Consider the following 15,674-nt stretch of genomic DNA (forward strand, 5'->3'; position numbering starts at 1 on the left):
GTTGGAAAAGTAAAATAATAGCAAATACAATGATTGTATTACAAGCCGAAGATCGTCAGCGAATTGCAGTTTCCTGGGCCATGTCCATAGGAATTACGATTGCAATGCTGGGCATATTCTTCTTCATCAGGCTCAATAGTTCGCTGCCAAAAGTGGAGCCTATGGAGCTGTTTGTAGAAGTTAATTACGGAACAGATAAGGTTGGAAAAGGGGATGTGCAAACTTTTAATAAGCCAAATGACAGCAAGGTTGCAGAGAATATGCGAGCCGATGCAGATGAGGTTAAAAAAGTCAAATCCGTTGCAACACCCAAGCCCACACCGCCGACTCCTCCTAAAATAGAGCCGGTAAAGCCTACAAAAACAGTGGCTGAAAAGCCCGTTATCACTTCCAAGGCTGAGAGCCCTGTGGAAGCACCGGAAAAGAATGAAAGCAAGAAATCAACCGGTTCAGAAGCATCATCAGCACCTGCTGCAAAACCAACTCCTGAAAAGGCCGTAAATAAAGATGCACTCTTTACAAAATCTTCCGGAAGCAAGTCGGGGAGTAACGGCACTAACGGCACCAAAAGCGGTGTTGGTGGCAATAACAATGGAGACGACGCAGAAGGAGTAGGCGATAAAGGTTCTAAGACTGGAAGCCTTTTTGCAAAAACATACAAAGGTGAAGGCGGCGGCGGCGGAACGGCAGTTGGTCTGAGCTTGTCAGGATGGAGCTGGTCGAGAAGACCTGTTGTAGACGATAATTCGGATGCTACGGGTGACATCACGTTCAAGATCACCGTTGATAAAAACGGTCGTGTGAAGAGCATTATCACGCAAAACACAACAGTTACTGACTACGCGGTTGTTAATAAATATAAAAGCGCGGTTCGGGACCTGACATTCATTCCAAAGTCATCGAATGTGCCGGATGAGTCGGTTGGAACGATCACATTTAAAATACGTTCCCAATAGTTTTTAAGAATGAATTATCAGGAAACATTGGATTATCTGTATAGCCGGTTACCGGTTTTTCAGAATATCGGGGCCCGTGCTTTTAAGCCGGGCCTTCATACTACTCAGGAGTTATGTAAATCTCTCGGAGATCCTCAAAATGACTATCCTACGCTGCATATAGGAGGAACAAATGGTAAAGGAAGCACATCACACATGCTTGCTGCCATTTTACAGCAGGCGGGTTATAAGGTTGGACTGTACACTTCGCCTCATTTAAAGGATTTTAGGGAAAGGATTAAGGTAAATGGTGCTTTTATCTCAGAGGATTTCATTGTGGAATTTATCGGTGAAAATAAATCTAACATTGATAAGCTATCTCCCTCGTTCTTCGAAGCCACTGTTGCAATGGCATTTTCATATTTTTCAAAGCAATCCGTGGAGGTCGCTGTGATAGAAGTGGGTATGGGGGGAAGACTTGATTCTACCAATATCATTACGCCAGCATTATCTCTGATCACCAATATCAGTCTGGATCATACGCAATTTCTTGGTAAAACACTTGAAGAAATAGCAGCGGAAAAGGCAGGAATTATCAAGCCCGAAGTTCCGGTTGTTATAAGTGAAAGACAGACAGATGCTATCAGCCACGTCTTCTCCAATGCTGCCGTGAACGCGCATGCTCCGGTAGTTTTCGCATCCAATATATATGAAGTCAGTAAGATAGGAGTTCATAATGGGTTAATGGAGGTGAATGTAAATGAAAGAGAATCACTTGGAAGTGTGTTTGAGGGGTTACGTTTAGACCTTACCGGTGCTTACCAGTTGAAGAATGTTGCAGGAGTTGTTGCTGCCATACAAATTCTGCGAGACCAGGGTTGGGCGCTTTCCGATGAAGCTGTGTATACTGCACTTGCCTCAGTAACCCAGCTTACAGGGCTGAAAGGGCGCTGGCAAAAGCTAGGAGAAAAGCCCGACATTTATTGTGATACTGGCCATAACACAGCTGGCCTGGCCTCAGCTTTGGAGCAATTTGAAAGCATTGCGAGCGGCTGTCAACGCTTTGTCGTCGGGTTTGTTGGCGATAAGGACATCTCATCCATGCTGCAACTATTCCCCTCGGAGGGTGTATTTTATTTTTGTCAGCCATCGAATATGCGGGCGCTGGACTCAACCGAATTAATGCACATGGCAGCTGCATATGGCCTGGAAGGAAGCGCTTTTCTAAACGTAAATGATGCGCTGGAAGCTGCGGTCCGGGAATCAGACCCAAATGATTCGATCTATGTGGGAGGGAGCACTTTTGTAGTGGCAGACATTAAGGATTTATAATTGATATTGAATAGAATGACGAGAAGGAAATTAGAACACTACAAATTCAGCGCCGAGGCGCACAATGTTATTGAGGCTGGAAAACCATTATATACGCAAATTAAAGGCCATTGGAACCCATTATATTTTGAGAATAATAACCCTGTAGTAGTTGAACTTGCATGCGGAAAGGGTGAATATACGGTGGGCTTAGGAAAGCAATTCCCTGAAAAGAACTTCATCGGAATGGATATAAAAGGCGATCGTATTGCCAGGGGCAGCCTGATCGCAACAGAACATGGTCTCACCAATGTCGCTTTTTTAAGGGCAGGGATCCAGTATGCGGATGAGTTTTTCGAGGAAAACGAATTAAGTGAAATTTGGCTTATCCATCCTGATCCGCAGGTTAGGGACCGTGATGAGAACAAGAGGCTTACCAATCCAGCATTTCTGTCGCGCTATGCAAAATACTTGAGGCCCGGAGGAATGTTTTATCTAAAAACTGACAGCACTTTTTTGTACGAATACAGTTTGGAAAAGCTCGGGGAATCTGAGAAGTTTAAGTTGATCGAGCACACAGATGACCTTTACGAATCACCATTACACGGTGAACATTATGGTGTAAAGACACATTATGAGAGCATTTTTGTCTCGAAGGGTTACACGATAAAGTATATTAAAGCAACTGTCCTGTAAACAAAAAGGCCTTTCTATCCATGATAAAAAGGCCTTTTTAATGTATAAATTAATTTATTACTTGCCGATCAAACCTGCGAAGTAGTAAACTGTTCTTACCAATTGAGATACGTATGACATTTCGTTGTCATACCAAGCCACAGTTCTAACAATCTGTGTATCACCAACTTTCTGAACTCTTGTTTGTGTAGCGTCAAAAAGTGAGCCGTAGCTGATGCCGATGATATCGCTGCTCACGATTTCGTCTTCTGTGTATCCGTAGCTTTCGTTCGATGCCTCTTTCATAGCTGCATTGATCTCTTCAACAGAAGTTTCTTTTCCAAGAATAACTGTCAATTCAGTCAATGAGCCAGTCAATGTAGGTACGCGTTGAGCAGAACCATCCAGTTTGCCTTTCAATGCAGGAAGAACAAGTCCGATTGCTTTCGCAGCACCTGTGCTGTTAGGAACAATGTTCTGTGCAGCAGCACGGGCTCTTCTCAAATCACCTTTTGGATGCGGCGCATCTTGTGTATTCTGATCGTTTGTATATGCGTGGATTGTTGTCATTAAACCATTGACGATGCCAAATTTTTCCTCCAACACCTGTGCCATTGGCGCAAGGCAGTTGGTTGTACATGAAGCACCGCTGATAATTGTTTCAGAACCATCCAGAATGTCATGGTTAACATTGAAAACGATCGTTTTAAGATCGCCGGTAGCAGGAGCGGAGATAACTACTTTTTTCGCGCCAGCTTTAATGTGGGCACTTGCAGACTCCTGGCTTGTAAAGAAACCTGTACATTCCAGAACCACGTCTACATCATGCGATCCCCAGGGAATTTGTGCAGGATCACGTTGCGCATAAATCACGATGTTTTCGCCGTTTACTACAACTGAATTGTCAGTCGATTTCACATCGGCGTCAAAACGGCCCTGAGCAGTGTCATATTTAAGCAGGTGAGCCAATACTTTTGGGCTGGTAAGGTCATTGATAGCAACTATATCGATGCCTTCCATATTATAAATCTGACGGTAAACCAGACGGCCAATGCGGCCAAATCCATTGATAGCAACTTTTACTTTAGACATGTCTTTCTAGTGATTGTTTATTACTGAGCGCGAAATTAACAAAAATGTGCCCTTATTTAAAGTAATTGCGTAAAAAAGTAAATGTAAAGGGGTACCTTCAATTGCTACTGTTTTTAGTAAATTGCAGTGAGAGCTACTTATTTTAGTATTTTGGGGAATTTACTAATATATATAGTATTTATTTCTGTTTGGACTGTTGTCTATCCTTCGACATATGTCATTATATTTGCCTTTGCTGTAAATAGATTGCGATGTTAGCTATCAACTATGATTTCGAGCCGAAAATTGGTGCTTTTTTGTCTGTTTTCAAGATTTTGTAAAAAGGTTAATTTTAAGACTTTATTATTGTTGATTCATATAACTTGTTGTATTACAGTACTTTAAAACACTTTAACTAATCTAATACTTAAACATGTTTATTGCGGAAAAGATTGAATCTTACTGGTCCGACAGGGAATTATTAAAGGATCCTGCTTCGGTGAATTACATTAAAGATATCATTGAAGAAGTCGATAAAGGCAGACTGCGGGTTGCGGAACCGCAGGAAGACGGCTCCTGGAAGGTAAATGAGGCGCTGAAAAAGGCGATCATTCTTTATTTTCCTATTCAGCAGATGTCAGTTAGCGAAGTTGGCATCTTTGAATACCATGATAAGATGAAATTGAAGACCGGTTATGACAAGTTGGGCGTGAGAGTTGTGCCACCGGCTGTCGCGCGCTATGGCGCGTACATATCAAAGGGCGTTGTGCTCATGCCATCGTACGTTAACATTGGCGCCTATATAGATGAAGGCACAATGGTTGATACGTGGGCAACTGTCGGGAGCTGCGCACAGATAGGAAAGAATGTCCACCTGAGTGGTGGCGTAGGAATCGGTGGTGTACTGGAACCTGTACAAGCGGCTCCTGTTATTATCGAGGACGGAGCTTTTATCGGATCCCGCTGCATCGTCGTGGAAGGTGCCCACATTGGAAAAAGAGCCGTTTTAGGCGCAGGTGTGACCATTACGGGAAGTTCTAAGATCATTGATGTAACAGGTCCCGAGCCAGTCGAATACAAAGGTTTTGTTCCAGCAGATTCTGTGGTTATTCCCGGAACACTGCCTAAGGAATTCGCAGCGGGAACCTACCATGTGCCCTGCGCATTGATCATTGGAAAGCGCAAAGCAAGTACAGATCTTAAAACATCGTTAAATGATGCATTGCGAGAAAACAATGTGACAGTTTAATATAATAAATTATTGCAGTAGGAGGGCGTTATCGGATGATAGCGCCCTTTTTTTTTTAAATCATGCGGTTAAAAGGGCAAATTAGAAACACAAATACGATTTACCAATGTAAATGGACAGTAATTTACATTGGTAAATTTAATATTTGAACGTTGATTAACAAAACTAAACTTTAAAGTTGTAAACCATAATTGCGTTTAGTAACTTGCATACAACATTGTAAACTACTATTATCGTGAATTTGAATGAAAAGATTAAACAGATATTAGCCGATAAAAACATATCGCCATCCTTATTTGCAGATGAGATCGGCATTCAGCGTTCCAGTATGTCTCACATTCTTGCAGGACGGAACAAGCCAAGCCTGGATATCGTACAGAAAATTGTCAGACGCTTCCCAGAACTCGGAACCAATTGGATATTGGACGATGAAGACCTGCCGGACATTATGCCGGACTCTTTCAGTGACAATAAACCCGGGCACAACCCGATTTCAAATGGTGCCGGAAGCTCCATTGCACTAAATACGAAATCTACGGGCAGACTGGAAGCAAACCCCGGAAGACAAGCTTCACCGGTACACAAATCGGGATCAACTCTGGCCCACAATCGCCGGATCGAAAAAATACTAATTTTTTACTCGGATGGGACGTTTGAAGAAGTCAAACCAGCCTGATTAACAATGTTAGATTTTCGAACATCAACTAATAAATATCACTTCAAGAGCATAATAGTGCCATTCAAGCTCTGTTCTTCTGTTTTTATAATATAAGGGTAGCTTCCTGATGGAACAGGAGTATTATCTTTATATGTACCGTTCCATGGCACCGAATAGCCTTTCGAAGCGTAAATAAGCTCACCCCAGCGATTGTAAATCCGCATTTCAAGGATCTGGTCTTTCGCATTAAATATTTCAAAACTGTCATTATGCCCGTCATTATTAGGAGTAAATGAAGTGGGAATATGCATTTTGTCAATCACCCAAACATCGGTCGATGCCTGTGCCTGGCAGCCATTTACTGACTCAACCGTAAGCGTGTAACGCGTATCAACAAGCGGTCCCACTACCACATTCCGAACATCATCAGGCGACACCAGGCCATCCGGAGGGGACCAAGAATATTGATAAGAAGGCTCAGAAGGATTGATCACTGGTGCAAGTGTAGTTTTGGATCCTTCAATAACACCCTTCCTGGCCGGAAGAGAAAGGGCAATAGATTCTTTCGTTACTAATATTGTATCCGAACCCGAGCATCCGGTCTGTTCGTTTGAAATTTTAAGCAAATAAGAACCCTGGTCTCTCACCTCCAAAGAAGGCCGATTCTCCTTTAATACATTGTTATCCCTGTTCCAGGAAATTACGAGGTTGCTGGGCACAGTTCCTCCGTTGGCCTGCAATACGGCAACTTCGCCATCGCATATAATGCGCTTATCGGCAGTTATCGTAGCTTCGATCGGTGGAGCAAGCACAACGTTCACCATGAGCGACGATGTATCGCGTGAACATTTTTTGGTATAACTTTTCACAACAGAATAAGTGCCAGTGTCGCTCACCGTTAAAGTTGCCGCAACAGCACCGGGAATGTTCAGGCCATCGCGTTGCCATTGATACGCCCAGTCCTGCGAACTTTCAGTTTCAAGCGTAACCGGCCTTTCAGGACAAAACGATACTTCCCTTACCGGTGTCGCATTCATCATGATTACAGGTTGCTCGGGCTGATCATCATTGCAATCGATTACTAGAAGTTGAAAATCCCTTCTGATAAGGCCAATTTTTTTGCCATTCCTAAATTCTTCCACCTGAACTGCGAACACATACAAGCCCAATCTACTGGCCGTGACTGTTAGTTTTCCATTATTGTCAATCGCCAGCGGGCTTGGTCCGGGAATTGCGTTGGCCAGGGAAATGCCATTTTCCCACTCAACGAGCGGGTAGCCAGACTTGGGTGCGCTGTTACCATTGATCAGATTAGGTGACGTGTAACCCTTGAAAGGTGTGACCAAAGAATAGCGGAGCTCATCACCATCCTGATCTGACGCAGACATGTTCATCGAAAATGACCGGTTGCTACATATGTATTGCCCGTTAGGCGATGAGAACACGGGAGACTCATTTCGGGTGGTCAAGGGTGGGAATTCAAGATAAAAGACCATTCCCATTTCACCTGGAAGTTTTATATTGTTTATGTCCGAGTTGCGGCAACACCGTTCCCATACGATGTAATAACCTTCCGGATCATTGTAGTCTTGTTCGGGCAGAGACACATTTCCTTTATAAGTGCCTATTACGGTGTTGAGCGACCTCAGGTTTGCGCAGGCCTTGTTCTGATAAGCAATAATTTCCGAAGACAGGTAGCGCACTCTGACTTGCTGTTTGAACTCGTTCCCACGTTTCTGATAGATAAAAAGCTCCGCATATTCGTCCCGGTTTCCGTTTCCATCAGGTGTTGGCTCCTGCAAATTGTTCTTGTCCCAGAACTGGATCAATGTGATTTCAAATGTTCCCGGATTTCCCTGCGGACGCATAAAAAGCTCACCTCCAACGATATGGTCCGCTTTTACGTACGATGGTACAATTATTAACAGTGATAGAAGCGCAAGAATGCAATGTAAATATCTTGTCATCAGCTGTACAATGATAAAATGAAGCTCCCCTAAATTTAATGATAGATTAGCTAAGTGACATCGCCGACGTTGAAAAAAGTTGATGACGGTAATCTTAAATTTATTATTTCTCCGATCCAATTTCATGCGTTACCGGACAGAGCAGGATAGTATGGTTCACAAATACGCATACTATTGCCAGGTAATACAATTCAAATCATTTATTGTATTAATTAAATAATTGTATCGTCCTTATACAATTCGATCTGCTCACTTTTCTACCTAATCTTACCCCATGGTCACACGTGACGGAAAGCCCCCTGAAACCCTCCTAACAAACATTATTATTTCTCGTTTCAATTTTTCAACACTCAAACCCCTTAGCGCATGAATGAAATTCGACAATCAAAACTGGGCACTTGTTTGAGGCTATTTGGGAAAATAGCATTAAGCCAGATCCTGATCGGTACAGCCCTTAACGGCATTTCGGAAGCGGGAACCGTGCCAAATTTTTCCCCCAATCACATCGTGCCGAAAGCAGACCGTTCTGTGAAAGGTAAAGTAGCTGATGACAAAGGACTTGGCCTGCCGGGTGTTAGTGTTATCCTTAAAGGATCCAGTACCGGAACGGTTACGGATTCAGAGGGAAGTTACAGTTTAAACATTCCTGAATCCGGGGAAAATGTCTTGGTCTTCTCGTTCGTCGGGTACGTACCAAAAGAAGTGAATGTAGGAAATCAGTCTTCCGTGAATGTGGAATTGCTGGTGGACACCAAGGCGTTGGAAGAAGTTGTCGTTGTCGGCTACGGAACACAGCGCAAACGCGACATTACATCCGCAGTGTCGGTTATCAGCATGGAAGAAATCGGCGAAGTGCCCAAGTCCAACGTAACACGGATGTTGCAGGGACAAGCGCCGGGTGTGATCATCAAACAAAAAAGCGGGACTCCGGGACAGCAGTTTGAAGTGAAAGTACGCGGAATCAGCTCATTAGGAGCAGGAAGCGATCCATTGTATGTTATTGACGGTTTTCCTGTCGGCACATCGGCAGGCCAGAACCTTAATCCCAACGACATTGAAACCATTTCCATCCTCAAAGATGCCGCCGCCACCGCTATTTATGGTGCCCGTGGTTCTAATGGTGTGGTTCTCATCACTACAAAAGCAGCAAAAGAAGGAAAAACGAGCCTCAACATATCCGTTGATTACGGTATTCAGAATGTGCCCGAAGGCAGGAAAACAAAAGTGTTAAACGGTCAGGATTTTGCTCAGTTCAAGCGGGAAGTTTTTATCGGTCGCTATGTTCTGGCCAACAAAAAGCAACCTGAAGAAACAGACATCCCCATTGATTTCCGGAATCCGCAGGACACGAAGTACTCAACAAACTGGTTTGACCTCATTCTTCACAATAACGCGCCTTACAAAGACATTAACCTGACATTATCGTCCGGAAAAGGCCCTATAAAATCTGTTCTCTCTGCGGGTTATTACAAAGAAGATGGTGCATTGCAGTATACCGGCTACGACCGGGCCTCGCTGCGTACCAATCTTGCTGGCGAAGTGAACAAATTTATCACCATCGGAATGAACATTGCGGGAAGTTATTCGCGGTCCAGCTTGTCCAGCACCGATGGCCGTAATGCACAGGTTGGGCTAACACTGATCAGCGATCCGCGCTATCCTGCGTATGATGAGAAGGGTGAGCTAATCCCGTACTACAACGGAGTAGGCGATATTTTCGGCTTTCCTAATCCGCTGTATATGCTTAAAAACATCAAAAGAAACCGGAATATTGCTGATGTGCTCGCCAGCGGATATGTTGAATTGAACCTGGCCAAAGGACTAAAATTCCGGTCGTCGGTCAATGCAAAGATCAACTATAACAGCTATAAGGAATACGTGCCTTCAACAATCGGTTTGCCGGTGCAAACGGGAACAAACGGCGCGCCTCCGCGTATTGCGACGGAGCGGGACGATTCGGAAGAGTTGAAAAACTACGCTGCTGACCAGGTTTTGACCTACACACCAACACTGGGAACAGATCACGCCCTGGAAGCAACAGTAGGTTATTCTGCTCAGCAAGAGGTAGTAAAAGGTTTGTATGGGTCCGGTAACACCTTCCCGGATGACTTGGCACCATTCCTCGGCAATGCAACCATTCGTTCGTCCAACTCGATGGAAAGAAAATGGACGATGATTGCATACATAGCGAGGTTAAACTATTCATTCAGGGACAAATACCTGTTTTCCGCCACATTCCGCCGGGAAGGAAGTTCCAGATTCAGCGAAGGACATAAGTTCGGTAATTTCCCCGCGGTTTCGGTAGGTTGGAGGCTTTCGGAAGAAGCATTCATACCAAAAGCATCCTGGCTAACGGACCTCAAATTAAGAGGAAGCTGGGGTATGACCGGTAACAACACCTATCGTGTGAGCGCCAACAACAACTTTGGTGTAGCTCAGAATGCAGGAGATGATGGAAACTATGAAAGTTTGTCGTTCCTCGGCGTGAACAACTACATTTTCAACAACTCTCTGGCATCTGGAAAATCAGTTACCCGTTTTGCAAATCCTGAACTGACCTGGGAAACCTCCAATCAGCTGGATATTGGTTTCGACCTGGCAACATTTGATAATAAGCTGGTTTTCACAGCAGAGTATTACAAAAAGATTACAGACGATATGTTACTGGGTTACAGCATTCCGGCTGTATCAGGATTTACTTCAACCCTGAAAAATTTGGGTAAGGTGCAAAATCAAGGCATTGAACTTGCTGCAACTTATCGTCTTAAAGTGGGTCAGATCAACTTCCGCACGAATGCCAACATAACATTTAACCGTAATAAAGTGCTGGCCATCAGAGGGCAAAACGACTTTATCTTGCAGGGTAGCCAATACGGCGGGTACAACATTCAGCAAGTGGGCAGGCCTATCGGAATGATCTTTGGTTACCGTAAGCTGGGTATCTTCAACACCCAGGCTGAGATTGATGCGGCACCATTGCAGGAAGGTGCAGTGCCAGGTGCCATGATATTTGCGGATCTGCATGGTGCAGCGGATGGCGGGCCGGATGGAATTGTTTCTTACGATACGAAAGACATGACCGAAATAGGCAACCCAAACCCGAAATTCAACTGGGCATGGACCGTCGGAGCCGATTACAAGCGGTTTGACGTGAGTGTGTTGCTGATGGGCGCTTACAAATACGACATTTACCGCAACATTGAAGCTTCTACAATGAATATGGACGGTGTGTTCAATGTGTTGGAAAAAGCGAAAGACAGATGGAGATCACCCGAAAATCCGGGCTCGAACCCAGGCGCCAAAAACTCCCAGGGCGGCACGGACTATTTTAAATGGTCACGCGAGAGCAGCGAACGTTATGTATATGACGGTACGCATATGTGGATCAAAAACGTAACGATCGGCTACACGCTTCCTTCGGTGAAAGGCATTCTTTCTGATGCGCGGATATTCGTTAATGCGGCCAATTTGCTCCTTGTAACGAAGTATCCTGGTAACAATCCGGATGCAGGTGTCAGAGGCGGCACAGAGCTTAACAATGACGACGAATCCTATCCTGTGCCCAGAACATTCTCCGCCGGCATAAAACTAAACTTCTAAATCTGACGAAAATGAAAAAAATAACTGCAATAGGTTTAGTTGTTATCGCCATGCTGCAATCTTCCTGCGGCGATGATTTCCTTAACCAAACGGATCCGACGAAAGTGAATGTGGATTTGTTTTACAAAAATGAAGCACAAGCTAAGCAAGCGCTTAATGGTGTTTACGGACAGGTGCAAACCATAACAACGCTTGGATATTTGTTCGGTGAATTCCAAACGGACAATACAACCATCGACTTAAATCCTTCTGACCGTGGTGGCGCGGGCGGCTGGGAAGCATTCGAATTTTCAACCGTTAACTCAGGAAACGGCGAAATCAATGCCGTTTGGAACATTTATTACGCAACATTATATAATGCTAACCTTACACTTGAAAAACTGGCGGATGCAGAGATTGCAGATGCACCTAAAAAGGAGATCGAAGGGCAATTGAAGTTTCTGAGGGCCTATTTGTATTTCAATTTGGTACAATATTTCGGGGATGTGGTTATCGTAACTAACACGTTCGCAGTGCCGGAGCCTACTTTTGACCTCGTGAGATCTCCGCAGACGGAAGTTTGGGCACAAGTGGAGAAAGATTTGAAAGAGGCCGTTGCATTGCTTCCTGCAAAATATGCAGCAGCAGGCGATAAAGGACGGGCTACCAAAGGAGCCGCGCTATCATTGCTTGGCAAAACATATCTGACTACAAAAAAATATGCAGATGCCATCACAACGCTTAAAGAAGTAACCACGCTCGGTTACACCTTGAATGCGAACTACGCTGATAATTTCGATCCCGCACCGGCCAAGAAAAACGGGCCCGAGTCGATATTTGAAATACAATACCAGGGAGACAACGACCTTGGCGAGCAAAGCACTTTTCAGTATGTTTTCGCCCCAAGAGTTTCCAAAGGTGCGGTTACCGGCTTTGCTGCTGGGGGCAATGGAGGAAGAAACGTTCCGACCAATGACATCATAGCCGCATACGAAACGGGCGATCTGCGGAAAGACCTTTCGTTAAAAACGAGTTTCACACTCGACGGAAAGGTTTATCCTGTCCCTTATGTTTCCAAATACAACTATCCGCATACAATCGTAGGCAGAACGAACACAAACTGGCCGGTCTTACGCTATTCGGATGTTCTGCTGATGCTTGCCGAATCCATCAATGAGCAAACAGGCCCTACTGCCGAAGCCGCCGATTATCTGAACCAGGTAAGAAAGCGTGCCGGACTGGCTCCAACGAAAGCCACGGGCAAAGCTGATTTCCGTACGGCCGTGCTTAAAGAAAGAAGGGTGGAATTGGCATTCGAAAATCACCGGTGGTTTGACTTGAAAAGGACCAAAACCCCAGCGGAATGGGCAGCATTCATGAATGCGCACGGAGCGGCGGAACGGGCAAAACCAACCGTCGATAGGGGCAATGTGCCTTTTAACTCGACAGATTATGTGTTTACCGAAAACGAATATCTGCTTCCGATCCCGGCACCCCAGATCCTTATCAATGCGAAATTGACCCAGAATCCGGGGTATTGAGGAATCTGAATGGTCCGGATTGCACAGTATAATTCAATCAATAAGGAGGAACGCTCACTGAGAGCTGTTTCTCCTTATTAATTTTACAAGGAAACCTTTTATTATTTCGTTATAAAAGGAACCTTAAACCGATCACTTATTGGAAACCTTCTAAAAAGTCACGGTAATTAAATATATTGAACAAGACAGAACAGGATAGTCGCTACACCGATTCGTCCTAGTATTGTACTTAATTACAGGCTGACATTATACCGAATTCCTGAACCACTAATCCGCTACATTGTGTTACTTGAAGCAACCGAAACTTTCTGGCTTTGGCAATTTTTAGGGCGACTGCACCCGATGATGGTGCATTTTCCTATCGGGCTTTTGCTTGTTGCCCTTATTCTTGAATTGATAGACTGGAAACGCAAATCAACCGGTTTGCGTGATGCCGTAAATATTCTAACCTGGATAGGCGTGGCAAGCGCCGCCTTTTCCGTCACTTTCGGCTTATTACTCTCAGATGCGGAGCAATCCGAAGGCCAAACATTTGAAATACACCGCTGGGCCGGGTTTATCACATTAGGACTTGCAATACTGGCGACTATATCGCTCCGCAATGCCAATAGGAACATTTACAGGGCATTGTTATTTGTGACGGTGTTTGGCGTTTCATTTGCCGGCCATTACGGCGCAATGATTACGCACGGCGACGATTATCTTACCAGCGTGATGCCATCCTCCGTTGAGCCGGAACAGGAACAGTCCAACGAAGATCCCGCCGATTTTGTGCTTACCAATAACGGCGCGCTTAATCCGCAGCAAGTGCAGGATCTGAATGTGGAAGTAAGGACGATCCTGGCGCATAACTGTTACAGCTGCCACGGCGAAGCCAAATCAAAGGGCGATTTACGGCTGGACAGCAAGGAAGCCATTATGAAAGGTGGAGAGAATGGCGTTGTGGTTGTTCCCAATCATCCAGATAAAAGTGAAATCATACGCCGTATTTCCCTGCCAAAAGGAGATAAGGAAGCCATGCCGACGAAAGGAAAGCGGCTGACAGAAAGAGAAATTAAAGTCCTCAAATACTGGGTCGAAAAAGGTGCATTATGGCCCGATGGCAAGCAAAAGAGCATTTATCGTGTCGCTGCACTGGAACCAAGGACTCCCGTGCTTCCGGCTGCGAGTGGCGACATTGTGCAGCCTGTGGACCGTTTGGTAAATGCTTATTTTCAAAAGAACAAAATTGCCTGGAAACCGGCTGTTAATGACCGCATTTACATTCGCAGGGTTTATCTGGATATCATCGGCTTGTTGCCGCCGCCGGAAAAAGTGGAAGCCTTTGTAGCTGACGGACGTCCCGACAAGAGAGAACAGCTGGCGAAAGAACTGCTGAACCGCAATGACGATTATGCCCAGCACTGGATGTCATTTTGGAATGACGCGCTCAGGAACGACTATTCGGGAACGGGATACATTACCGGCGGCCGGTTTGACATTACCAAGTGGCTTTATGCATCATTGGAGGTGAACAAGCCTTACAATTGGTTTGTGAAAGAATTAATAAGTCCTACCAAAGAGTCAGCAGGGTTTATCAAAGGAATAAAGTGGCGTGGGACGATTAATTCCAGTCAACGCACCGAAATGCAGGCTGCTCAGAATGTCTCCCAGGTTTTTCTTGGACTTAACCTCAAATGTGCATCTTGCCACGACAGTTTTATCAGTGACTGGAAACTGGCCGATTCTTACGCCTTCGCAAACATTTTCGCCGACACATTACTCGAAATAAATCGTTGCGATAAGCCGACGGGAAAAATTGCCGGAACGAAAATTCTTTTCCCTGAACTTGGAGAGATCAGCGTAAATGCGAGCACAGAAAAAAGACTGCGTGAACTGGCAGACTTTCTGGTGCAGCCAAAAGATGGAAGGCTTTACCGGACAGCGGTTAACCGGATCTGGGCACAGCTGATGGGACGTGGCATTGTGGAGCCCGTCGATATGATGGACAACATGCCTTGGAGCGAAGACTTGCTCGATTGGCTGGCATCCGATTTTGTTGCCAACGGTTATGACATGAAAAAATTGATCTACACCATCGTCACTTCCAAAACGTATCAGCTCCCTTCCTCATCGGTGAAGGAAGCAAGCGACATTATGGCCAATGATTACAAGTTCACAGGCATGGTAAGAAGAAGGCTCACCGCTGAACAATTCTCGGACGCGATCAGCACAGCGTTCAACCCCATGTATGCCGACTCTGCGGTTGTTTACAAATTACTTCCCGGAGACATTAAAACGCGACTGCCGTTCCCGCGCGCAGCCTTTGTAAAAAATGATCCGTTCCAGACGTCGCTGGGTCGGCCAAACCGCGAGACTGTGAGCACCTCGCGCACGTCGCAAGCCAATCTTTTGCAGGCGCTCGAACTGACAAATGGAAGCAAATTTACAACGACATTGAAGCAGGGTTCGAAAGTTTGGAAAGCAAAATACCCAACTTCCGATTCGCTGGTAACAGCCCTTTATCAAAAAGCTCTGGGCAGGACACCGCTTGAAAAAGAGCTGGCAGCAGCGAGAAAAATACTCGGTCCGGCGCCCAATGAAGAAAGCATTCAAGATCTGGTTTGGGCAATTGCGCTCGTCCCGGAATTCCAATTAATATATTAAGTTGTATATAAAAAGTATGGCTAATATGAACAATATATTTCA

Annotated in this window: 10 protein-coding genes; 8 read left to right on the top strand and 2 right to left on the bottom strand. The window is 45.0% G+C overall.

What is annotated here, in order from left to right:
- Nucleotides 1-29 precede the first annotated feature (29 nt).
- The 3 genes from B5X68_RS12635 to trmB are packed head-to-tail and all read left to right on the top strand — an operon-like array spanning nucleotide 30 to nucleotide 2,942.
- A complete protein-coding gene (locus B5X68_RS12635; RefSeq protein WP_082215025.1) occupies nucleotides 30-956 on the top strand; it encodes a hypothetical protein in 927 nt (308 codons plus the stop codon).
- A 9-nt stretch (nucleotides 957-965) separates the two neighbouring features.
- Nucleotides 966-2,267, top strand: coding sequence for a bifunctional folylpolyglutamate synthase/dihydrofolate synthase (locus tag B5X68_RS12640; RefSeq protein ID WP_082215026.1), 1,302 nt, complete (start codon nucleotides 966-968; stop codon nucleotides 2,265-2,267).
- A 15-nt stretch (nucleotides 2,268-2,282) separates the two neighbouring features.
- On the top strand, nucleotides 2,283-2,942 hold the full coding sequence (gene trmB / locus B5X68_RS12645) for a tRNA (guanosine(46)-N7)-methyltransferase TrmB (protein ID WP_082215027.1): 660 nt from the start codon (nucleotides 2,283-2,285) through the stop codon (nucleotides 2,940-2,942).
- Nucleotides 2,943-2,999: 57 nt separating this feature from the next.
- On the opposite strand, the gene gap is transcribed toward trmB, so the two are convergent.
- Nucleotides 3,000-4,013 carry a type I glyceraldehyde-3-phosphate dehydrogenase gene (gene gap / locus B5X68_RS12650; protein ID WP_082215028.1) on the bottom strand — a complete coding sequence of 338 codons (1,014 nt, stop codon included), beginning with the start codon at nucleotides 4,011-4,013 and terminating at the stop codon, nucleotides 3,000-3,002.
- Nucleotides 4,014-4,425: 412 nt separating this feature from the next.
- Here gap and B5X68_RS12655 point away from each other — a divergent pair, with 412 nt between their 5' ends.
- Nucleotides 4,426-5,241: a 2,3,4,5-tetrahydropyridine-2,6-dicarboxylate N-succinyltransferase gene (locus tag B5X68_RS12655; protein ID WP_082215029.1), complete on the top strand. Its 816-nt coding sequence runs from the start codon at nucleotides 4,426-4,428 to the stop codon at nucleotides 5,239-5,241.
- Between the two features lie 235 nt (nucleotides 5,242-5,476).
- Entirely contained in the window at nucleotides 5,477-5,917 is a 441-nt protein-coding gene (locus B5X68_RS12660) for a helix-turn-helix transcriptional regulator (protein ID WP_082215030.1), read from the top strand.
- A 38-nt stretch (nucleotides 5,918-5,955) separates the two neighbouring features.
- On the opposite strand, the gene B5X68_RS12665 is transcribed toward B5X68_RS12660, so the two are convergent.
- The gene (locus tag B5X68_RS12665; protein WP_082215031.1) at nucleotides 5,956-7,866 is read right to left on the bottom strand and encodes a T9SS type B sorting domain-containing protein; all 1,911 of its coding nucleotides are present in this window, start codon (nucleotides 7,864-7,866) and stop codon (nucleotides 5,956-5,958) included.
- Nucleotides 7,867-8,232: 366 nt separating this feature from the next.
- Between B5X68_RS12665 and B5X68_RS12670 the strand changes: the two genes are divergently transcribed.
- The 3 genes from B5X68_RS12670 (at nucleotide 8,233) to B5X68_RS12680 (ending at nucleotide 15,632) form a co-directional block, all read left to right on the top strand.
- The gene (locus B5X68_RS12670; RefSeq protein WP_082215032.1) at nucleotides 8,233-11,466 is read left to right on the top strand and encodes a SusC/RagA family TonB-linked outer membrane protein; all 3,234 of its coding nucleotides are present in this window, start codon (nucleotides 8,233-8,235) and stop codon (nucleotides 11,464-11,466) included.
- An 11-nt stretch (nucleotides 11,467-11,477) separates the two neighbouring features.
- Nucleotides 11,478-12,986 carry a RagB/SusD family nutrient uptake outer membrane protein gene (locus B5X68_RS12675; protein WP_082215033.1) on the top strand — a complete coding sequence of 503 codons (1,509 nt, stop codon included), beginning with the start codon at nucleotides 11,478-11,480 and terminating at the stop codon, nucleotides 12,984-12,986.
- A gap of 342 nt (nucleotides 12,987-13,328) precedes the next feature.
- Nucleotides 13,329-15,632: a DUF1549 domain-containing protein gene (locus tag B5X68_RS12680; protein ID WP_229208408.1), complete on the top strand. Its 2,304-nt coding sequence runs from the start codon at nucleotides 13,329-13,331 to the stop codon at nucleotides 15,630-15,632.
- Nucleotides 15,633-15,674: the final 42 nt, after the last annotated feature.

Source organism: Dyadobacter psychrophilus, assembly GCF_900167945.1.
In the GTDB taxonomy this organism is placed as follows: Bacteria; Bacteroidota; Bacteroidia; order Cytophagales; family Spirosomataceae; genus Dyadobacter; species Dyadobacter psychrophilus.

Bases quoted from the DNA above. Each gene is read 5' to 3' on its own strand.
- B5X68_RS12635 (WP_082215025.1), top strand. From the start codon at position 30: ATGATTGTATTACAAGCCGAAGATCGTCAGCGAATTGCAGTTTCCTGG.
- B5X68_RS12640 (WP_082215026.1), top strand. From the start codon at position 966: ATGAATTATCAGGAAACATTGGATTATCTGTATAGCCGGTTACCGGTT.
- trmB (WP_082215027.1), top strand. From the start codon at position 2,283: ATGACGAGAAGGAAATTAGAACACTACAAATTCAGCGCCGAGGCGCAC.
- gap (WP_082215028.1), bottom strand. From the start codon at position 4,013: ATGTCTAAAGTAAAAGTTGCTATCAATGGATTTGGCCGCATTGGCCGT.
- B5X68_RS12655 (WP_082215029.1), top strand. From the start codon at position 4,426: ATGTTTATTGCGGAAAAGATTGAATCTTACTGGTCCGACAGGGAATTA.
- B5X68_RS12665 (WP_082215031.1), bottom strand. From the start codon at position 7,866: ATGACAAGATATTTACATTGCATTCTTGCGCTTCTATCACTGTTAATA.
- B5X68_RS12670 (WP_082215032.1), top strand. From the start codon at position 8,233: ATGAATGAAATTCGACAATCAAAACTGGGCACTTGTTTGAGGCTATTT.
- B5X68_RS12675 (WP_082215033.1), top strand. From the start codon at position 11,478: ATGAAAAAAATAACTGCAATAGGTTTAGTTGTTATCGCCATGCTGCAA.
- B5X68_RS12680 (WP_229208408.1), top strand. From the start codon at position 13,329: ATGATGGTGCATTTTCCTATCGGGCTTTTGCTTGTTGCCCTTATTCTT.